This is a genomic window from Ensifer sp., assembly GCF_031989085.1.
Classification (GTDB): Bacteria; Pseudomonadota; Alphaproteobacteria; order Rhizobiales; family Rhizobiaceae; genus Ensifer.
The window spans coordinates 2,190,192-2,209,727 of the sequence record NZ_DALZXU010000001.1 but is presented as its reverse complement, the minus strand read 5'-3'; the positions used below and the strand labels follow the sequence as shown (position 1 = coordinate 2,209,727).

At 62.3% G+C, this 19,536-nt stretch carries 25 protein-coding genes; 15 read left to right on the top strand and 10 right to left on the bottom strand.

The features are described 5' to 3' along the window. Positions 1–257 precede the first annotated feature (257 nt). The 7 genes from RTP54_RS10760 to RTP54_RS10730 all read left to right on the top strand — a co-directional run bounded on the left by RTP54_RS10760 (position 258) and on the right by RTP54_RS10730 (position 4,677). Complete coding sequence (locus tag RTP54_RS10760) at positions 258–1,781, top strand: hypothetical protein (protein WP_312362506.1); 1,524 nt, start codon at positions 258–260, stop codon at positions 1,779–1,781. Between the two features lie 4 nt (positions 1,782–1,785). After that, on the top strand, positions 1,786–2,220 hold the full coding sequence (locus RTP54_RS10755; protein ID WP_312362504.1) for a hypothetical protein: 435 nt from the start codon (positions 1,786–1,788) through the stop codon (positions 2,218–2,220). Positions 2,221–2,427: 207 nt separating this feature from the next. Then, a complete protein-coding gene (locus RTP54_RS10750) occupies positions 2,428–3,003 on the top strand; it encodes a hypothetical protein (RefSeq protein ID WP_312362503.1) in 576 nt (191 codons plus the stop codon). Between the two features lie 281 nt (positions 3,004–3,284). After that, on the top strand, positions 3,285–3,938 hold the full coding sequence (locus RTP54_RS10745; protein WP_409517121.1) for a lysozyme: 654 nt from the start codon (positions 3,285–3,287) through the stop codon (positions 3,936–3,938). Continuing rightward, complete coding sequence (locus RTP54_RS10740; RefSeq protein WP_112815703.1) at positions 3,935–4,159, top strand: hypothetical protein; 225 nt, start codon at positions 3,935–3,937, stop codon at positions 4,157–4,159. The genes RTP54_RS10745 and RTP54_RS10740 overlap by 4 nt, the downstream gene beginning before the upstream one ends. Then, complete coding sequence (locus RTP54_RS10735; RefSeq protein ID WP_312362499.1) at positions 4,056–4,313, top strand: hypothetical protein; 258 nt, start codon at positions 4,056–4,058, stop codon at positions 4,311–4,313. The genes RTP54_RS10740 and RTP54_RS10735 overlap by 104 nt, the downstream gene beginning before the upstream one ends. Next, entirely contained in the window at positions 4,300–4,677 is a 378-nt protein-coding gene (locus RTP54_RS10730; RefSeq protein WP_112815701.1) for a DUF1515 family protein, read from the top strand. The genes RTP54_RS10735 and RTP54_RS10730 overlap by 14 nt, the downstream gene beginning before the upstream one ends. Before the next feature lie 60 nt (positions 4,678–4,737). Here the strand turns inward: RTP54_RS10730 and RTP54_RS10725 are convergent, their stop codons facing one another. The 4 genes from RTP54_RS10725 to RTP54_RS10710 form a co-directional block, all read right to left on the bottom strand. Beyond that, positions 4,738–5,001 carry a hypothetical protein gene (locus tag RTP54_RS10725; RefSeq protein WP_312362496.1) on the bottom strand — a complete coding sequence of 88 codons (264 nt, stop codon included), beginning with the start codon at positions 4,999–5,001 and terminating at the stop codon, positions 4,738–4,740. A gap of 280 nt (positions 5,002–5,281) precedes the next feature. After that, the gene (locus tag RTP54_RS10720; RefSeq protein WP_312362495.1) at positions 5,282–5,527 is read right to left on the bottom strand and encodes a hypothetical protein; all 246 of its coding nucleotides are present in this window, start codon (positions 5,525–5,527) and stop codon (positions 5,282–5,284) included. A 28-nt stretch (positions 5,528–5,555) separates the two neighbouring features. Beyond that, positions 5,556–5,756: a hypothetical protein gene (locus RTP54_RS10715; RefSeq protein WP_312362493.1), complete on the bottom strand. Its 201-nt coding sequence runs from the start codon at positions 5,754–5,756 to the stop codon at positions 5,556–5,558. Positions 5,757–6,149: 393 nt separating this feature from the next. After that, complete coding sequence (locus RTP54_RS10710; RefSeq protein ID WP_112833570.1) at positions 6,150–6,446, bottom strand: hypothetical protein; 297 nt, start codon at positions 6,444–6,446, stop codon at positions 6,150–6,152. Between the two features lie 206 nt (positions 6,447–6,652). On the opposite strand from RTP54_RS10710, the gene RTP54_RS10705 reads away from it, so the two are divergent. Further along, positions 6,653–7,039: a cupin domain-containing protein gene (locus RTP54_RS10705; RefSeq protein ID WP_312362491.1), complete on the top strand. Its 387-nt coding sequence runs from the start codon at positions 6,653–6,655 to the stop codon at positions 7,037–7,039. 404 nt (positions 7,040–7,443) lie between these two features. Here RTP54_RS10705 and RTP54_RS10700 read toward each other — a convergent pair whose 3' ends face one another. Beyond that, positions 7,444–7,629, bottom strand: coding sequence for a hypothetical protein (locus RTP54_RS10700; RefSeq protein WP_162704191.1), 186 nt, complete (start codon positions 7,627–7,629; stop codon positions 7,444–7,446). Positions 7,630–7,682: 53 nt separating this feature from the next. Between RTP54_RS10700 and RTP54_RS10695 the strand changes: the two genes are divergently transcribed. Continuing rightward, on the top strand, positions 7,683–8,612 hold the full coding sequence (locus RTP54_RS10695; protein WP_312362490.1) for a sterol desaturase family protein: 930 nt from the start codon (positions 7,683–7,685) through the stop codon (positions 8,610–8,612). A 31-nt stretch (positions 8,613–8,643) separates the two neighbouring features. Here RTP54_RS10695 and RTP54_RS10690 read toward each other — a convergent pair whose 3' ends face one another. Then, complete coding sequence (locus RTP54_RS10690) at positions 8,644–9,675, bottom strand: helix-turn-helix domain-containing protein (RefSeq protein ID WP_312362488.1); 1,032 nt, start codon at positions 9,673–9,675, stop codon at positions 8,644–8,646. 118 nt (positions 9,676–9,793) lie between these two features. Here RTP54_RS10690 and RTP54_RS10685 point away from each other — a divergent pair, with 118 nt between their 5' ends. Together RTP54_RS10685 and RTP54_RS10680 are read left to right on the top strand one after the other, a co-directional pair. Beyond that, entirely contained in the window at positions 9,794–10,804 is a 1,011-nt protein-coding gene (locus RTP54_RS10685) for an alpha/beta hydrolase (protein WP_312362487.1), read from the top strand. A gap of 73 nt (positions 10,805–10,877) precedes the next feature. Then, a complete protein-coding gene (locus RTP54_RS10680; RefSeq protein WP_312362486.1) occupies positions 10,878–11,822 on the top strand; it encodes an MBL fold metallo-hydrolase in 945 nt (314 codons plus the stop codon). A gap of 228 nt (positions 11,823–12,050) precedes the next feature. Here RTP54_RS10680 and RTP54_RS10675 read toward each other — a convergent pair whose 3' ends face one another. Further along, positions 12,051–13,163, bottom strand: coding sequence for an NADH:flavin oxidoreductase (locus RTP54_RS10675; RefSeq protein ID WP_312362484.1), 1,113 nt, complete (start codon positions 13,161–13,163; stop codon positions 12,051–12,053). 1 nt (position 13,164) lies between these two features. Next, entirely contained in the window at positions 13,165–13,557 is a 393-nt protein-coding gene (locus RTP54_RS10670; RefSeq protein ID WP_112811100.1) for a RidA family protein, read from the bottom strand. Positions 13,558–13,697: 140 nt separating this feature from the next. On the opposite strand from RTP54_RS10670, the gene RTP54_RS10665 reads away from it, so the two are divergent. Beyond that, positions 13,698–14,633, top strand: coding sequence for a LysR substrate-binding domain-containing protein (locus tag RTP54_RS10665; protein ID WP_312362481.1), 936 nt, complete (start codon positions 13,698–13,700; stop codon positions 14,631–14,633). Here RTP54_RS10665 and RTP54_RS10660 read toward each other — a convergent pair. Then, entirely contained in the window at positions 14,606–14,899 is a 294-nt protein-coding gene (locus RTP54_RS10660; RefSeq protein ID WP_112811098.1) for a hypothetical protein, read from the bottom strand. The genes RTP54_RS10665 and RTP54_RS10660 overlap by 28 nt on opposite strands. A gap of 210 nt (positions 14,900–15,109) precedes the next feature. Further along, the gene (locus tag RTP54_RS10655) at positions 15,110–15,574 is read right to left on the bottom strand and encodes a MarR family winged helix-turn-helix transcriptional regulator (protein WP_112811130.1); all 465 of its coding nucleotides are present in this window, start codon (positions 15,572–15,574) and stop codon (positions 15,110–15,112) included. Positions 15,575–15,727: 153 nt separating this feature from the next. On the opposite strand from RTP54_RS10655, the gene RTP54_RS10650 reads away from it, so the two are divergent. The 3 genes from RTP54_RS10650 to RTP54_RS10640 all read left to right on the top strand — a co-directional run bounded on the left by RTP54_RS10650 (position 15,728) and on the right by RTP54_RS10640 (position 19,509). After that, on the top strand, positions 15,728–16,492 hold the full coding sequence (locus RTP54_RS10650; protein ID WP_312362480.1) for an alpha/beta hydrolase: 765 nt from the start codon (positions 15,728–15,730) through the stop codon (positions 16,490–16,492). A gap of 610 nt (positions 16,493–17,102) precedes the next feature. Next, positions 17,103–18,878 carry an SLC13 family permease gene (locus tag RTP54_RS10645; RefSeq protein WP_112811096.1) on the top strand — a complete coding sequence of 592 codons (1,776 nt, stop codon included), beginning with the start codon at positions 17,103–17,105 and terminating at the stop codon, positions 18,876–18,878. Positions 18,879–19,029: 151 nt separating this feature from the next. Then, complete coding sequence (locus RTP54_RS10640; protein WP_112811095.1) at positions 19,030–19,509, top strand: SRPBCC family protein; 480 nt, start codon at positions 19,030–19,032, stop codon at positions 19,507–19,509. Positions 19,510–19,536 lie beyond the last annotated feature (27 nt).

Below are 19,536 nucleotides of genomic sequence, written 5' to 3'. Positions count from 1 at the left end.
TCGCGACTGCTTGCATGTTGCAGCGCTACCCGCGAGGGAGCCGGCGCGACGCGTCTGAAGTGGCGTCGACTATCCCTGGCCCGATGGGGCCGGGGGCTTTCATCCGCAAGCAAAACCAGGCTGGCGCTTGCAGCGCATCGCCAGGGGCATGTCGCTCGGCGCCCGCGCGACCGACGAATGCTCGCCCGCGAAAACCTCTCATCACCATTCGACGACTTGGAAACCCCGAGCATGGGGTGCTTCTATGGAGAAAAGCCATGCCCAGAACAGGCGGCGTCTATTCGCCCCCCGCCGGCACCAAAGGCGTGCCGAACGCAACCATCCAGAGCGTCCCCTACAACACGCTGATCGACGACCTTGCAGCCGATGCCAACGCTCCGAGGCCGGTGACAGCCGGCGGTACGGGGGCGACATCAGCCAGCGGCGCGCGAGCAGCACTTGGCGTCGAGGTCGGCACGAACGTGCAAGCCTACGATGCCGGCTTGCAATCGATCTCCGGCCTTGTCACGTCTGCTGATCAGATGATCTATACGACGGCGGCCGATGTTTATGCCACGACGGCGCTCACGCCTTTCGCGCGCACGTTGCTTGACGACGGCAATTCGTCTTCTGCCCTTAGTACTCTAGGCGTATCTGATTTCATGAAAACGGTGTTGGACGACGGGGATGCTGCGACGGCACGTTCAACTTTCGGGGCGAATAACGCTTCCAACTTCACGACAGGCACGGTGGCCGACGCGCGCCTGCCCGGAACCATGTCGAGCAAGATATTTTCTGGCCCTGTGTATCTCTATTCCTCCTCAGGAAACTCCGCGCTTGAAATTGGGAAGCCTGACGTTATCAACAGTCCCTTCATAGATTTCCATTCTGCTGGAACGGTCAACGACTTTGACGTGCGCCTCATCGCATCGGGGGGCGCTGTTGGAAACGGATTGGGTACTCTTTCTCTCACCGCAGCAACATTTGCCGCGAATGGGGCGCTCTCCGCTGCCAGTGGCTCATTCGCGGGTCAAGTAGGCGCTGGTTCACTTAAGTCGACGGCCGAATACATTGATAATAACTCTGACAGGGTGCTTCAATTTCGCACGATCGCGGGGACTACTCGCGGTATGGTTCGTCATGATCAAGCCAATGATGCTGTAATAATTAGCACGTTTAATTCCGCGGGATCTTGGTATAGAGATCTTTACATTGGAGGTGCATCGTCGGAAATACAATGGGGTGGTAATATACGTCTCGGAAGTAGTGCCTTATTTCAAAACGATGGCAATATATACATGCCGATGTACGGAAATTATTTATCCAATGTACTCGACAGCAAGATTACAGCCGATGGTCGGTCTTATCCACGGCGTGTTGGGGGCGCGCCTATCAATTTCCATTGGTCCGGTCAGGGCGGCCAGCCAAGTTGGCTCTGGGGTGGTAACGACGGCCAGGAAATGTATGTCTACAACCCTTCCAACTTCAATGTGAACTACGCGAATTCGGCCGGCAGCGCGGCGACCTTGTCGAACTGGTCGGGCTGGGCAGGGACATGGATTGGCGCGTCCCGGATCGGCGGCACTGTCTATCAAAACACAACAGGGCGCTGGCTCCCGATATCGGCGAGTGGTGGCAACAACGGCATTGCGATCCTTTACGGTCCAACTGCCGCGACGGCAACTTCAGCGCATTATGCAGGCTATAGTGGCGGAAACGATTTCTCGACGTTCGGTCTTGTGCCGCCTGGCTGGTATTACTCATTCAGCGCGACGTTAAATGTATTCGAGGCGAGGAACTAGGACGATGGATGAGGGAAAAGGCTTCTACAATCCCGTCGATGGATATTGGCAGACGAACACAAAACCAACGGATGACATTCTCGCTTCCTATCGTGAGGGTACGATCGAGGTGGCGCTGAAGCCATCGGCCGACCATCATTACATTCTCGGCGAATGGGTGCATGTGCCGCCGACAGCCGAGGAGCTTCGGGCGAAAATGCCTCGTTTGACGGCCCGGCAGTTTCGTCTTGGCCTGCTCGCGGCTGGACACACGCCGGCCGAGGTGACCCAGGCGCTCCGTGCCATGCCGGCCGGACAGCAGAAAGAGACAGCAGAAATCGAATGGGAATATGCGACCACATTTAGCCGGACGGATCCGCTGATTGCGATCGTTGGCACTGCGATCGGTTTGGGAGATGCCCAGATCGACGTCATGTGGGCCGGCGCGGCGCAAATCTGACCTCGCACAAGTTCTGATCCGTTGAAACGGCGGCGTTTGCCGGTCCGGTCCGAACCGTCGTTTTGGTCGGCGCGTTCCGCTAGGCGCCGCCGGCGCTCAATGGTTCGATTTAACCAACAGGAAAGCATTGGGGCTGAAATCGCGGCCAGACATCCGGGATACTGGTACTGTCGCTTCACGAGGCCCCAGATGAGGCGGAGGGAGCTTATGCCGGATGCTTCGATCGACCTGGCGCTCTACTCGGCCGCGCTCAATGTCACATCTCCGCCTTCGCTCATTCGTCCCCTGCTTGACCGGCTCGTGGAGGGGCAACTCTCGATCGGTGAAATCATGAGGCGCTGCGCCGAGAATGGCGTTCGCCTCAAGGCGCATTTGCGCAAGGGCGAGCGCACCCGCAAGGATCTCCGCGTGGCCTTCGATCTGCAATCGGTCGAGCGCCGACACCTGGATATCCTTGAAATGCTGATTGCAAGCCTGGAAGCCAAGGCTGGACGCGATGCCAACGAGTTCCATGGCCTGCTCGATGATTTCAAGATGAAGGCCTCGGCGCTTTCCGGCGCCGGCAGCGATGCCGGCGCGGCAGAACTGGAAGAAATCTACGCGACAATCGAAGCTCAGGTGCGGGTCGAGATCGGCGAACTCTACGACGTCGCCGTCTTTCTTCGCAGCCTGCGCTCGAGGTGCAGTGACGATCGTGGCGAAAAAGCATTGCTCGCAGATAACGAGAGCCTCAAGAGCTTGCTCGCGTCCCTGTCTCCCCCGAAACCGCCTTCCGTCTCGTGACGTCTGTCACGGCATCTACGCCTGTCAGTAAGGCTGTACCATAACGACACAGCTGATGAGCACGATGGCGAGAGCGGTCATCTTCACGAATGCGGCGTCCACCATAGCGTAATTCCCCCTTTGATCGCCGACCGCCACGCGCATCCGTGCGGATGCACAAAGGCTGGAGGGCATTGAACTGCTTGCGTCTATGCCTGTCGGTCTCGACAGGGCCGTTACGCCCCAGCAACGCATCATCGTTCCCTCTGGTTCCCAACCTAAACAGGATAAACGACATGAACATGAACCGACGCATCAATGCGACGGGCCTTTCGCTCGTCAAGCAGTGGGAGGGCCTGAAGACGAAGGCCTATCGGGATGTCGGCGGCATCTGGACCATCGGCTATGGCCATACCAGTGCTGCGGGCAAACCGGCGGTCGAGCCCGGAATGGCAATCGCCGCGTCTCAGGCGGAAGAGATCCTGAGGACGGACCTTGCCGTCTTTGAAGAGCGCGTGTCGCGCCTGGTCACGGTGCCGTTGAGCGACAACCAGTTCGCAGCGCTTGTTTCCTTCGACTTCAACACCGGCAGGCTGCACAAGTCGACCCTGCTGAAAAAGTTGAACGCCGGCGATTACGAGGCGGTGCCGATCGAGCTGATGAAATGGGTCCATGCCGGCGGCAAGCGCATCAAGGGGCTGGTCAACCGGCGCTCGGCCGAAGCCGGGCTTTGGGCAAAGGGCGAATTCGTGTCGTCCAATACGGTTATCGCCGTGCCGACGCCAGTCGACGTTGTCAGCAAGGAGAATATCTCGTGGCTTGCCGGCATTCTCTCGTCCCTCGGCTTTGCGTTTACGGGAAATGGCCCGCTGCAGTGGGCATTTGCCGGCATCATTGCCGCAGCATTTCTCATCGGTGCCGTTCTTTTCCTGCGCAGGCGGCTCGATCCGGCATGAGCGCCTGGCTGAAATTGACGTGCGCAGCGCTGCTGATTGCCGCCATCAGCTGGGCCGTGCTCGAGATCCGGGCCGATGGCGCCCGGTCGGTCCTTCACACCATCGAAAGGCAGAACAATGAAGCTGCGAACCGGGCCCGGGAAAAGCGCCTCGCTTACGATTCTTGCATTGATGCTGGCGGGCTGTGGGACTTCCGCACCCAAAAATGTCACGGGCCTTAGAAGCGTCGTCGGTACCGATCTCGTCGGCGCGCGTGGGACGACGGCTGCAGATCAGCGCAAGATCGATCGCACCGTCGTCGGCCTGTGTGCCGCAAACGTCTGGACCAACCGAGACTGTGTCAGGCACGGAGATCATCACGATGTCTCCGGTTGAGATTGATGTCGGCGTCCACCGCCAGCTCGGCGAGCTGGTCGCGGGCATGCGCGGATTGCAGGAATCGATCCGCCGTATCGAGGAAGGCGCGCTGCGTGCCGAGGACAAGGCCACGAGCAGCCGCGCTAGCGTTCATCAGCGGATGGATCAGCTGGTGGACCGTGTCGGCGATCTCGAGGCGACGGTCGCGACGCTTGGGGGAGATTTCGCGGAAGTGAAGTCGGTGACCGACGACGTCAGGCGCTGGAAGCTGATGGGCATCGGCGCCCTCGGCGTCACCGGGATTGCTGCCATGGCGCTCGGCGTCAGCTTCGCCGAGGCGCTGAGGCGCGTCGCGTTCGCCATCGTCGGCAGAGGGGGATGATGCGATCCTCGAACGGCGAAGCCGCCATCCGCACAGGATCGCCCCGACAAAATCGGATCGTCAGTGAAGCGTCTGCACCGGGTGTTCGGTGAATGTCTGGATGCCGTCGCGCTCGATCGTGGCAAGAAATTCCTCATAGGCTTCGCGATCGGTGGGGAAGGAATCTTCCCAGACGGTGGAGTATCCCTCCTCGTCGATCACTTCCAGCGTCCAATCGAGGTTGGAGCCCATGGGGCGGGAAATGCGGATATGGACGATGACGTCGTCGTCGGTAAACTCACCGGACAATTCCGAAAGCTCGAGGTCTTCTTCTGTTTGGGTCATGAGCGTTTATAACATGTCCTGAGTGAGCGAACCAATCCCGCAGGGTTCCCTGGCCGTTGCCGCGAGCCGGAACCGCGCCCCGACTGTTGATCTCGAGGCAGCGGATTTTTCCCTTGATAGGCCGAAAGGCTATGAGCATACAATAGGATAGGTACGGCCGGGGTTGCTTTGCAACCCCGGCCGCTTTTGCGCGTCGCGATACTGGCATGACCGCGATCGATCACATGGCCTCCATGCTGCCCAGCCCGTGGCCCGCCCTGTGCGTCGCCGGCCCTGGACGTCAATGGTCGCGCGCTGACGACCACGGCGCGCTTCGACGCTCGAACCACAAGGCTCGCTCGCAAAGCGCCGCCTCGGCGCGTATGCCGGAGCGAAATTCGCCGATGATGAATTTCGCCAGACGGTCAGCGCGATAGTCGCTGCGCGGCATTCCCGCGGCCAGGCAGGCCGTGTTGAGAACCCGTTGGAGCATGGCGATCTCGGCCGGGCTGAATGCGCAATCAAAGTGGCTGGAGCGATGTTGCACCTGAGCCTCCCACGTCTGTTGCGCAGGGCTATTTCGACACCGCCGGCCGGTGCCTGCGCGCTGGTATCAAATGATCGAGGTCGGCCTTGTACGGCCCGTGTTTCGCGAAGATTTCGCGCGCCTCAAGCGGCGGCAGGCCGGAAGCGGCGATGAATTCTTCCAGGTCGTATCGCGTGTTCCAGTTTTTGACGACCCGACCGATCTGTCCTTTCGTATCTGATGCAAACATGATGAACCTCCCGTTCTGAAGGCTAAATTCTCAGCGTGACGGGTGGTTCCATGGTGCTGAAAATTCCGTGCTCAGGCACGCCAGGTGTCGAGCACGACGGCGGTCTGTAGCGCCATCGTCAGCCATCATCAAAGGTGCGGTTTTACACGGATGGCGATGTGGGGGCGGGGTTGCGTCGCAACCCCGCCGGCTTTTCCGCGTCCGGAAATCGCCGCCGGCACAGGCGATGCTGATCAGGCGCGACGGAATGTTCCCATAGGTCAAATATCGCCACAGGCAACACGGCAGGATTGTGGTCCGATCGTTGCGACAGGCATACAATAGGCCATTACACATCAGCTTGAATGCGGTCTCGATTGTCCACGGAGAGGCCGCATTTTTTTGTGAAGGCCTTCAGCGAGGCTGTTGGCCCCTCTGCCCAGGTCTGGCGACCCAGATGTCGACGGTCTCTGCCTCCGGTGTTCGTGGAGGCAGGCGGCGACGTTCGCGCCACAGCGCGCATTCGAGCAGCGCGCGTTCGCTGCCATTGCCAATGCGAAATTCATCCATGATGAACTTGGCGAGGCGGTTGGCGCGTTCGCCGCGGCGTGGGACGCGCGCCGCAAAGCAGGTGGCGTCGAACACCCGCTGCAGCATTTCGATGTCATCCGGACTCAACTGCCTGCCCGAGTTATGCGGGAGATCTTGCATTCGAACCTCCTTCATGGACGTCCATAGCCAGTGCCGAAGCGAAACAAGATACAGTAGTTACTGCATCGGGCAATACGGAATTAGTCGCCTGCTTCCGGCGGGTGGCGTTCGATCGGGCCTAAATCGCTTCCGGACGCCCGCACGATCATTCAATATCGGGCCGCAGACCCCGTCCATAATGTCGCTCGACCAACACGAGGATAGCCATGACGAACAGCACCGAGACGCCAGAGCGCATGCCGATCAACTTTTCCCAGAAGCTGGATCTGATTGACGACCTCTGGCAGCCGCGCGTGGTTGCCGAGATGAACGACTACCAGTTCAAGCTGGTGCGCATCGAAGGCGACTTTGTCTGGCACGATCACCCTGAGACCGATGAAACCTTCATCGTCATCGACGGCATCCTGCGCATCGATTTTCGCGACGGTTTCGTGCGCCTGGGGCCGGGGGAGATGTTCGTCGTGCCCCGCGGCGTCGAGCATAAGCCATATGCGGAGCGTGAGGTGCGACTGTTGCTGATCGAGCCACGTGGCGTATTGAACACGGGCAACGCAGGCGGAGAGCGCACGGCTGCAAACGATCGCTGGATCTAGGCGCGGGGGCAGGCGTTCGTCGCTGCGTCAAGTGTAAAGCCTGACGTTGCCGTTCCTGAAAGTGGGCGCACCTCTGCTCCCTGGACGGCAGGGCGCCATGTTCTGCAACACTCGGCGAGGCCTGCAGCTGCGGTCTGCTCGGCCAACAATCCGCGGAGCGCTGCGGTCCAACTATTCCTTGCCTGGCAAGCTTCAAGGTGAACGGCATCGGCTATGCCGATGCTCGCAAAGGGCAGCCCGGGTCGACGGCAAGCGGCGCGGGTTAAACCGACGGCATCGCCTGAGTGCAATGCTGCTGTAATGAAATCAGCGAAGTCTGTCACCACGATCGCAACGGCGAGGATTGGCGACAGCTCATGTGTCTTCTCAACATCGGTTTTCTGGCCTGTCACATCATCGGGATATCATCCCCGATCGAGCACGGCCGCCTGGACTTGCGTGGCGACGATCGCTTCGCGCTTGAGCAGCATTTCGTCCAGCATCGCCCGGTGCACTGCCGGGATCGCGGCTTCAACAACGGCGATGCCAACGACTGCGACGAGCCTACCGATCGGTACTGACGATGAGGCGCGGGCTTGAGCCTTTCGCACGGCACGCTCCGTCAGCCTCTATGATTTTCAACAATAATTCTTCGAGTAAGCACATGAAACCTGTTCAAGGAAAAACTTCCACGCAATTGCGTTACCTGGCTTCGATCCTGTTATGGCCGGCGCTCTTCTTCGGCGGACTGGCCTCGACCGGGCTTGCTTTCGCCACATCCACGCCGGTGCTCTGGTTCAACGTCGTCTATGTCTCGGTGGCCGCGATCATCGCTGTTTTTGAACGCATCATGCCCTACGAGCCGACATGGCTTACAGCCGATGGCGAAACGTTCAACAATCTCGGCCACACGTTGCTGACAAAAGGTGTTGTGCAGATCGCAGCCGCGTTCGGCGCATCTTTTCCGATGCTGGTCGCCGTTTTCGCCCAGCCATTCTTCGGATCGCAGCCGCATATCTGGCCGCAACATTGGTCGATGCTGTCCCAGGTCGTTTTGGGCCTCGTCATCGCCGAGTTCGGGCTCTACTCGGCGCACCGGCTGGCACATGAGCGGCTGGAGCTCTGGCGCTTCCATGCGCTGCATCACAGCGTCAGCCGGCTCTGGGTGCTCAATACCGGGCGCTTCCACGTCGTCGATTCCCTGCTGAAGGTGACGCTCAGCCAATTGCCACTCTATCTGCTGGGCGCTCCATTGCAGGTCTTTCTGTGGGTTGGTGCGACGACTGCCTTTGCCGGCCTGCTGACGCACTGCAATGTCGAGATGCGCACCGGCCCGCTCGACTGGATCTTCTCGACGCCGCGGCTGCACCGCTGGCACCATTCGAAGGATCTTGCGGAGGGAAACAGCAACTACGGTGAGAACATCGTGCTGTGGGATCACGTATTCGGCACCTACTTCAACCCTGATCGACCGTCGTCGACCGACATCGGTATCACCGGCAAGGTGTCGCGCAGCCTGCTCGGCCAACTGGTTCAACCCTTTTCCAGGAGCGGCGTGCGGCAGATCCTGGGGCGAAAGCCAGGCGTCGACTGAGGCGCCGTTATCTGCGAGCCCGCCGCAACCCTCAGGCGGGCAGGGCGCCGGCAAGCTCTGCCGTGGCCGGACGGCGGGCGCTGTCCGACACGAAGAAGCGCTGGCGATACTCGCGCGGCGAGAGGCCGAGAATCTTGCGGAAGATCTTGCGATAGGCGTTGGTGTCGTCATACCCGCTTTGCCAGGCGACCTGCTCGATCGACATGTGCGAGCGCTCGAGAAGATCGCGCGACTTGGCGATTCTCAGCCGCTGGCAATATTCGGTGGGGTTGAGGCCGGTCGCCTTCTGAAAGCGCCTGAGGAACGTGCGCTCGCCGAGGCCGGCGCGATCGGCCATCGTTTGCAGCGTCACGCCCTTGGTGCTGGCGCCGTGCAGCCAGTGCTGGATCTTCAGGATGATGCTGTCGCCATGGTCGAGCTTGGGCGCAAAAACGCTGTAGTAGCTCTGTTCGCGGGCGCCGGGATCGATAATCATGAAGCGGGCGGTTGCCAGCATCACGTCCGTTCCGAGAAACCGGTCCACGAGTTTCAGCCCCAGGTCGATCCAGGCCATCATGCCGCCGGCGGTGAGGATGTCGCCCTCGTCGATCAGCAGCTTGTCGGTGTCGATGCGCACGTCGGGGTAACGGTCGGCGATCAGATCCTGATGCGACCAGTGGGTGGTGATGGTGCGGCCGGCTGCAAGCCCCGACTCCGCCAGCAGATAGGCACCGCCGCACACGGAGCAGATGGTGGTGCCGGCGGCATGTTTTTCGCGCACGAAGGCGGGCAGCTGGCCCATGCGCCCGCCAACGGGCAACTCGGCGAGCGTCGGCGGCAGGATCAGCGCGACGAGACCGGAGGAGGGGCCGGGGTGGGTGTCGAGGGTCCTGGTGACGGAGCCATCCTCCTGTAGCTGCCAGTGGCTGATGCGGATGCGCGGCGCGTTGGCACCACCCTGTTCGCTTGCCTGCATGCAAGCCACCTGGAACATGTCGGTCAGCCCGTGGACGGCCGACTTCAGCGCACGCGGATAGACGACGATCCCGATCTCCGCCGGTTCGCTTTCAAGCGGCTTTGTCACTTTTGCCCCCATCGTTGTCAGCTTTGCCGGTCGAGAGGTTAGGACGGTCGTTCTATCAATTCAACCAGCGCTCCGGAACGGAGTGAGCCGAGCAACCAAGATCAAAGAGGGCAGGACAATGATTGAAGCACAGGCCGTTTCCGCAACTTCCGCAGCAGTCTCCACCGGCCTTTCGCGCCGCACCGTTCTTTCGGCAGCCTTTGGCGCTGCAGCCACCGCCGCTGCCGCCCCGGCCGTCATTCGTCCGGCGCAGGCCGAAACCAACAACACAACCCAGACACCGGGAGCAACCACCATGGGCAGCCGCATCACCACGCGCGATGGCGTCGAGATCTACTACAAGGACTGGGGTTCGAAGGATGGCCCGGTGGTCGTGCTCAGCCACGGCTGGCCGCTTTCGTCGGACAGCTGGGAGGCGCAGGCCTTCCACCTCGCCAATAACGGCTTTCGCGTCATCACCCATGACCGCCGCGGCCATGGTCGCTCCTCCCAGCCCTGGGACGGCAACGACATGGATCACTATGCCGACGATCTCGCCGACCTCATCAATGCGCTCGACCTGAACGACATTTTCCTTGCCGGATTCTCCACCGGCGGCGGCGAAATCACCCGCTATATCGGCCGGCATGGCACGGGCCGTGTGGCCAAGGCCGGGCTGATCTCGGCGGTGCCGCCGCTTATGGTGAAGACCGACAAGAACCCCGGCGGCCTGCCGAAGGACGTGTTCGACGGGCTGCAGGCGGCGAGCCTCAAGGATCGGTCCAAGCTCTATCGCGATATCGCCTCCGGCCCGTTCTTCGGTTTCAACCGGCCCGGTGCCACGACCTCGCAGGGCATGATCGACAGTTTCTGGCTGCAGGGCATGATGGGCGGGCACAAGAACACCTACGATTCCATCGTCGCCTTCTCGCAGACCGATTTTACCGAGGACCTGAAGCGGTTCGACGTGCCGACGCTGATCATCCATGGCGACGACGACCAGATCGTGCCGATCGATGCGGCGGCCCGTGCCTCGAAGCAGCTGGTGCCGAGCGCGATCCTCAAGGTCTATCCCGGCGCGCCGCATGGCATCACCGACACCCATAAGGATCAGCTCAACGCCGACCTGCTCGAATTCGCCCGGTCTTGACCCTTTTCGGCCGGTGCCGCCGCAAGCGCCACTGGCCGTATGCTTTTCCTCGAAAACAGAAGGAACCGATCCCATGACCCGCACCGACGACAAGACCTCGAGCCTCGACCGCCGTACCTTTCTCGCCGGCTCGGCGGCGGGCGCTGCCCTGCCGCTGCTGCCGAAGGGCGTCTATGCCGCCGACATCCACCGGTTCAACCATGGCAAGTTCGATATCGCCGTCGTCAGCGACGGCTTCCTGACATTGCCGGTCGGCATCGTCTTGCCGGACGCAGCACCTGAAGAACGCGACGGCATCATGCGTCGGCTCGGCGGCACGCCGGAAGGTGCGCCCTTCCACACCAACATTCCGTTCATCCGCACCGGCAGCGACCTGATCGTCGTCGACAACGGATCTGGCGGCAATTTCCAGGCAAGTGCGGGCAAGCTTGCGGCCAATCTGGCAACGGCCGGCATCGATCCGGCCGACGTGACCAAGGTGGTCTTCACGCATGTGCATCCGGATCATGCAGGCGGCACGATCGGGACAGATGGCAAGCTCACCTTTCCCAATGCGCAGTATTTCGTCTCGGAGCGTGAATGGGCGTTCTGGACGAACCCCGACTACGAAAAGGCCATGCCGAAAGTGCTGCATGGTTTTGCCCGCGGCGCGCAGCGCGATCTCTTCGCGGTCAGGGAGCGGCTGACGCTGGTGAAGCCCGGCGACGAGATTGTCAGCGGCATGCAGGTGCTCGACACGCGCGGCCACACCCCCGGCCATATCTCGCTGGAACTCGAAGGTGGCGATGGGCTGGTGATCTCAGGCGATGCGGCGACGAGCAACATCGTCTTCTTCGAACACCCGGACTGGCACTTCGGCTTTGATACCGATCCGGACCTGGCGCTGAAGACCCGCAAGATGCTGATCGACCGGGCGGCAAGCGAAAAGCTGACGCTGCTCGGCTACCACTGGAGCTATCCGGGTATCGGCCGGGCAGAGCGGAACGGCGCGGCCTATCGTTTCGTCTCCGGGACGTAAGGGCAAGTTTGGTTGGCGCCAAACGTCCCTCGTTCCTCAGCACGTCACAGGAATCAAGTCCGCCCAAGTCTTTGGGTTTAAATAGGTTATCTGACCCGACAGATGTCGGGTCGCTGGATTACGGCACGGGGCCGGAATGAGGGTGGGGATGCTTCGGCACGCAAAGCGGCCGGTTCGATTGCGAGAGCCCAAGGACGGCGTCACCTGCGTGGCGCCGTCCTTGTCGTATCAATACGCAAGCTCGCTATCCTTGATGTCGCTGATCGGCGACAGCATGTCGAGCGCCAGGGGGCGGAGCGCACCACTTGCGGCGGTGATGCGCGGCCAGTCGGGATTGGTGAGCGCGCCGCGGCCGAGCGCGATCATGTTGGCGCCGGCGTCCAGCACCTGTTCGGCCCTGATGATGTCGTGCAGGCCGCCATTGGCGATGACGAACAGATCCGGCGCATGCTGGCGGGCCAGCGCTACCAGCGACTTTCCGGTCTCCGAAAAGGCCGGTTGCCAGGCTTCGAACTCGGTCAGGTGCACGAAGTCGGCGGCGCTTTCGGCCAAGGCCTTGAAGACCACCGCTGCACCTTCTTCGCCCTCCGCCCATTTGTGCCTGAGATCGTTGACCTTGCCCTGGGAAAGCCTGAGGCCAACGGGTACCGCGTTGCCGACTGCGGCGCGAACAGCGTCGAGTACCGCGAGGCTGAGGCTGAGCCGCTTGCCGATGTCGCCGCCCCAGCGGTCCTGCCGCCGGTTGGTGTAATCGGTGAAGAACTGGTCGAGCAGATAGCCGTTGGCGCCATGGATCTCGACGCCGTCGAAGCCGGCGACCTCGATTGCAAGCCGCGCCGCCTGGGCGAAGCCTGCGATCGCCTCGGCGATATCCGCCTCGTCCATTTCGCGCGGCACGGCATAGAGACCCTCGCCGTGGTAGGAGACCATCTGCTGGCCTCTCGGCTCAAGGGCAGACGGGCCGACCGTGTCGCCGCGATAGCCATTGCCCTGGGCAAGCGCGCCGCCATGCATCAGCTGGGCGAAGATCCGCCCGCCGGCCGCATGCACGGCATCGACGACCGATTTCCAGCCTTCCGCCTGTTGCCGGTCGGTCAGCCCCGGCTGGCCCTTGTAGGTCTGCGCATAGGCCTTGTCGGTGTAGATGCCTTCCGTGGTCAGCAGGCTGAACCCACCCCGCGCGAAACGCTCGTAGTAGCGCAGCATGCGTTCGGTCGGCACGCCCTCGGCGGTGGCGCTGATGCGGGTCATCGGCGCGACGGACAGCCTGTTGGCAAAGGCCAGGCCCTTGAGTGTTGTTGCTGATAGCACCGACGAGGCGACTGCGGCGTGCACGGTCATCTCAACGCTCCCCGGTGAGCGCGACCGCCTCGATCTCGATCATCGCCTTCGGCGAATAGAGCGAGGAGACCTCGATGATGCTGTCGGCGGGATAGGGGGCCGAAAACCACTTGCGGCGCAGCTCGACGATCTTTGCGAAGTTTTCCATCGAGCGCAGGAAGATCGTCACCTTCACCACCTTGGACAGGCTGGAGCCGGCGGCGACGAGCACACGGTCGAGATTACGGAAGGCCTGCTCGGCCTGGCGGTCGAAATCGTCCTCGCCGACGATTTCGCCATCGTCGCCGATGGCGGCCTGGCCGGAGACGAAGACGAAGCCATTGGCCTTGATCGCCTGCGACAGCAGAAACGGCGCATAGGGATCCGGCTTGGTGATGACCTGTTCGAGAAACATGGCGTGTTGCCTCATGCTTGAGTTTTTCTCAGCTTGGCGTCATTGCCTTGGCTGTTGAGACCAATATGATGTGGCCTAACGCGGCTGACAAAAGACGATTTTTCAGCCGATGGATGAATTCAGTTCATGTATAGGGTGTCATGAGGAAATTGCCGCCACTCGGTTCATTGCGGGTTTTCGAGGCGGCTGCCCGCCGGCTGAGTTTCAAGCATGCGGCCGAGGAGCTGAACGTTTCGGCGACCGCGGTCAGCCACCAGATCCGGCAGCTTGAGGAGATGCTGGAGGTTAAGCTCTTCGAGCGTGAGACACGGCAGGTGCATCTCACCGCCGCAGGCAAGGCGTTGTTTCCGGTGCTGCGCGATGGTCTGGATCGTTTCGAGCAGGCGATTGCCGATGTGCGCCGCCAGGAGGCGGGCAAGGTCGCGCGCCTGACCTCCACCGTTGCCTTCGTCGCCAAAAGGCTTGCGCCGCTTGCCGGTTCGTTCCGCGAAGCCTATCCCGAATGGACACTGCGGCTCGATGCCTCGAACCGCACGGTCGACCTCGAGGCGGATGCGGATGCGGCGATCCGGCTAGGCGGCGGTCACTATCCGGGGCTCGTTACCGAGGCATTGTTTGCCGATCGTTTTGCGCCCGTCTGCACACCGAGGCTGGCGCCGACCGGCCTGGCCGATCTCAAACTGGCAACGCTCATTCACTTCGATTGGGGCCCCGCACGCCGCAACGATCATCGCGCGCCCGTCTGGCGGCATTGGCTGGAGCGCGCGGGTGCATCCGATGTCGATGCCGGCGCGCGACTATCCTTTACCGATGAGATACATGCCGTCCAGGCGGCGGTTGCCGGGCAGGGCATCGCGCTCCTGAGCCTGACGCTCGTTGCGCAGGAGCTTGCCTCCGGCATTCTCGTCCAGCCTTTCGAGCTGACGCTGGACGGCGACCGCTATGACCTTGTCTACAGCCCACGCATGGCCGAGCGGCCCGCGACCCGCGTGCTTCGCGATTGGGTACACGCGCAGTTTAACGGCGTCGACGCGACACCTTCTGACGCTCAGTCGAAGTCGCCGAAGACGTCGTAGTTTCTCCAGCGGCGGCTGACGAGGCGCAGCGAGCGATCCGGCTGGATGACATAGGTTTCAAACACCTGGCGACCGAACTGGTCGCGGAACTGGTGCGGCACGATGCTGCCGATCGGCGACTTGGTCAGCTTGGTGCGCGGCTGGCCGCCGTAGGTGATGCTGCCCGGGATGGGCTCGAGGTTCGGCGAGTAGCCGTAGGTCTGGACGCCGGTCGTGCAGCCGCTCAGCAGCGTGACGACGGCAAGGGCGGCAAGGGCGTGTTTCATGTCGACGATCCTCGATATAGCGGGCCTCGATGATGCGGGAAGTGGCGTGAATTTCTGCCCGATGCCATGCGCGACTCCCAGATGACGCGATTTATTCCGGCTTGCGCGTGCGCTTGTCCAACATCTTTCTCTAAAGTGTAGCGCGCCAAAGGAAATTTCCAAGTTCGGGCCGCGCGAATAGCGGCGATGCGGATCTGCTGGCTGCCGGATCTAGGCCTCCGCGCGCCGCCTCGGCTTTTCTTCGTGGGCAAGGCCGTCACGCAGGCGCTGAACCTTTTCGTTGAGCGCCACCATTTCCGGTACGGTGAAACCCGAACGGGCGAGCAGCGTATCGGTGAGGCAGGCGGTCTTGGGGTGCAGCTCCTTGCCCTTCTGCGTCAGAAACACCTCGACCAGCCGCTCGTCGGCTGTGCTCCTTCGCCGGGAAAGGAAGCCGGCCGTCTCGAGGCGCTTGACGGCCGGCGTAATCGTGCTCGGCTCCAGCCCCAGCCGCTCGGCAATCGCCGATATGCTGAGCCCGTCCTGTTCCCACAGCGCGCTCACGGCCAGATACTGCGTGTAGGTGACGCCGAGCGCATCGAGCATCGGCTTATAGGCGCGATTGATGGCGAGCGCCGTCGAATAGATCGAGAAGCAGAGCTGGCTGTCGAGCGGCAGCGGTTTGGGTTCGGGCATGGTCGTCTCCAATTTATATTGCCGGCTTTTCATGACCTTAGCACGGAAACCATTATCGCGATAACGAAAATGCTGGACAGCGTTCGAGCGGAGGCGTATTTAATGATTATTGCGATAAAGAATATCGCGCTAATCAATTAAGGAGTTGCGCACATGTTGAAGAAATCTCTGCTTGCCGCTGCCGCCTCGCTCGCCCTGTTTGCCGCCGGCACCACCGCATCCGCTGCCGAACAGGGGGCAAAGAATGTTGTCCTCGTTCATGGCGCCTTTGCCGATGGCACCGGATGGAGAGGGGTCTATGACATCCTGAAGAAGGACGGCTACACCGTCAGCATCGTCCAGAACACGACGACGTCGCTTGCAGCCGACGTCGCGGCCACCAAACAGGCGATCGACAAGCTCGACGGGCCGGTCGTATTGGTCGGCCATTCCTATGGCGGCGTCGTCATCAGCGAGGCCGGCACCGATGAGAAGGTCCAGTCCGTCGTCTACATCGCCGCCTTCGCGCCGGATAAGGGTGAGTCCGTCTCGTCGCTGATCGCCAACCCGCCGGCAGGCGCGCCGGTGCCGCCGATCCTGCCGCCGGTCGACGGCTTCCTCTTCCTCGACAAGGCAAAGTTTGCAGCCTCCTTTGCCGCCGACGTCGATGCCGAGACCGCGGCCTTCATGGCCGATTCCCAGGTTCCCTGGAACGTCGCGGCCCTGACGGGCGCCGTCACCGCGCCGGCATGGAAGGTCAAGCCGAGCTACTACCTGGTTGCGGGCGACGATCGCATGATCCCGCCGGCGGCCCAGCAAATGATGGCCAAGCGCGCCGGCGCGACCGTCGTCGAAGTGCCCGGCAGCCACGCGATCTATGTCTCCAATCCGAAGGCTGTCGCCGATCTCATCGAAAAGGCGGCGCAAACCGCTCAGTGAGGGCAGACATTCGAGCCATTCAGGCAAACAATTCGAGGCCCGGAAGAGCGATCTTCCGGGCCTGCGACTGCCGAGGTCTTCGGCAATCGCCTGTTTGACCGCGCCCCATCCCGATCTCCCTCGTTCCGGCCTTGTTCCTGAAACCAGCGACCTGACGTCGGTCAGGTCAAAAAGTCTTTCAGCCCAAGGACTTGGGCTTGCTGGATTCCTGTGATAGGCACAGGAATGAGGAGAGCTTGGCGAATGTGGAGCCTTTCGACGTCGATAACGCCGGTTTGACGGAAGCCCCATCCCGATCTCCCTCATTCCGGCCTTGTGCCTGAGACCAGCGACCTGACGTCGGTCGGGTCAAGGAACCCCTCGGCCCAAGGACTTGGGCTTGCTCGCCTTTCCCCGGACAGGTACGGGAAACGAGGCAGGTCTTGGCGATGACGCGCAACCGTTTCACGCTCATACCCAGATTTGTCGCCGGTGCGAATTCCGATTTGGCAAAACATGCGGTAGGTCTTGGCTGAACTTCCTGTCGGATCGCGCGTTAGGCTCGTGCGCCGATCGCGTGCGTCGCCTGCCAGACCTTCCTTCCAGTCCCTATGCCAGATCCAGGTATTGCATGACCGCCGAACAGTCTCTCGCGTTTATCGTCATCGGCGCCATGATGGCCTTCTTCATCTGGGGGCGGTTTCGATACGACGTGATCGCCTGTTCCGCGCTGATGCTCGCGGTTGCCGTCGGCATCGTCCCCTATGATCACGCCTTCGACGGCTTCAGTGACGATATCGTCATCATCGTCGGCAGCGCCCTCATCGTCAGTGCCGGCGTGGCGCGCTCGGGCATCGTCGATGCGGCAATCCAGCGGTTTCTGCCCAATATCTCGTCGGTGCGGGCGCAGCTGGCGCTGCTGGTGATCACGGTCACGGTTCTTTCCGCCTTCATCAAGAATATCGGGGCGCTCGCGATCATGATCCCGGTCGCCTTCCAGTTTGCCCGCCGCTCGGGCGTCACGCCCTCGGTCTTCCTGATGCCGATGGCCTTCGGTTCGCTGATCGGCGGGCTGATGACCCAGGTCGGGACCTCGCCCAACATCGTCGTTTCGCGCGTACGCCAGGAACTGACGGGCGAGAGTTTCACCATGTTCGATTTCACGCCCGTCGGCGCCACGCTTGCCGTCGTCGGCGTCGTCTTCCTGCTGTTTGCCTATAGGCTCGTGCCGCAGCGCACGAGCCAGCACGTCTCGATGCAGGCGGCAATCGAGATCACCGACTATACGTCCGAGGCCGTGGTCGCCGCCGGCTCTCCCGTCATCGGCAAGTCGCTGAGCCAGCTGGTCAAGATCGGCGATGGCGGCGCCGCCGTCATCGGCGTGTTCCGGCGCGGCCTGCATGTGGCACCCTTGCCCGACATCAAGCTCGAGGCGGAAGACGTGCTGCTGCTCGAGGGCGGGCCGGATGCGCTCGACCGCATCGTCTCGCAGGCCAAGCTGAAGATCTCCGGCAACCGCTCGCCCTCGTCGAGCGAGAAGACCGGTGCCGAGATCGAGGCGGTGGAGGCGGTGATCGGCAGCGGCTCGCCGCTCGAAGGCATGACAGCGCAGCGCCTGGCGCTGTTCAACAACCACAACATCAACCTGCTCGCCGTCAGCCGCCAGGGCGAGCGGCTGAAGCAGCGGCTCGGCAGCATCCGCCTGAGGGCGGGCGACATCGTCGTGCTGCAGGGCGCGCGGCGCGAGTTGCCGTCGTTTCTGCAGGATTTCGGCTGCCTGCCGCTCGCCCAGCGCGAGATCCTGCTCGGCACCATCCGCAAGGCGACGTTGCCGCTTCTTGTCCTGGCGGCCGCCATGGGCTCGACCGCGCTCGGCCTGGTGCCGATCCCTATCGCCTTCTTCGCTGCAGCCCTTGCCATGGTCATTTTCCGCATCATTCCGCTGCGCGACGTCTACCGCTCGGTCGACGGGCCGATCCTTGTGATGCTGGCAGCGCTGATCCCGGTCAGTGACTCCTTGCGCACCACCGGTGGAACCGACGTCATTGCCAGCTGGCTCGGCACGGTTGCGACCGGCCTGCCGCCGGCCGGCGCCCTGACGCTGATCCTGCTGGCTGCCATGGCGGTGACGCCGTTTCTCAACAATGCCGCGACCGTGCTGGTGATGGCGCCGATCGCCGCGAGCTTTGCGACCGCGCTCGGCTATCGGCCGGAGGCGTTCCTGATGGCGGTCGCCATCGGCGCCGGCTGCGACTTCCTGACCCCGATCGGCCACCAGTGCAACACGCTGGTCATGGGGCCGGGTGGCTATCGTTTCAGCGACTATCCGCGCCTCGGCCTGCCGCTCTCGATCGTGATCGTCATCGTCAGCATCCCGACGCTGATGCTGGTCTGGCCCTTGCGCTAGAGGCGCTGAAGCCGGGCCCCCACAAGCGGCGCGCGTGCATGCGCGGGTTGCTGGCGCTCGCAGAGAGTGCGTTTAAGGTGTACAAGGGAGCGCGCGGCGCCGATCCGCCGCAAGCTGGCAGATCCGAAACGACTGATGGCAAGGAGACGACATGAGCCCCCAGCCCACCGGCCACCTCAGTGGCAACGATCTGATCCTGACGCGCAGGTTTCGCGCCCCGGTCGCCGACGTCTGGCGGAGCGTGACGAAGTCCGAGAACACCGCGCTCTGGTTCGGTCGCTGGGAAGGCGAGGCCGGCCCCGGCAAGACCGTGCGGCTGCAACTGCTCCATGAGAAGGGCCAGCCCTTTGCCAATGTCGCGATCGAGGAGTGCGAGGCGCCACACCGGCTGGTGGTCGCCATGAAGGACGACTTCGGCGACTGGCGCATGGAGCTGACGTTTACGCAGGCCGGCGACGAGACGGAGCTGCGCCTGGTGCAGCGCCTGAGCGACGCCAAGCTCGCCGGCGATGTCGGACCCGGCTGGGAATACTATCTCGACATGCTGGTCGCTGCGCGTGAGGGCAAGCCGCTGCCGTCCTTCGACGATTATTACCCGGCGCAGAAGGCGCATTATCTGAGCGGCACCTAACGCCCATCCGGAAATACCGACGCGGTC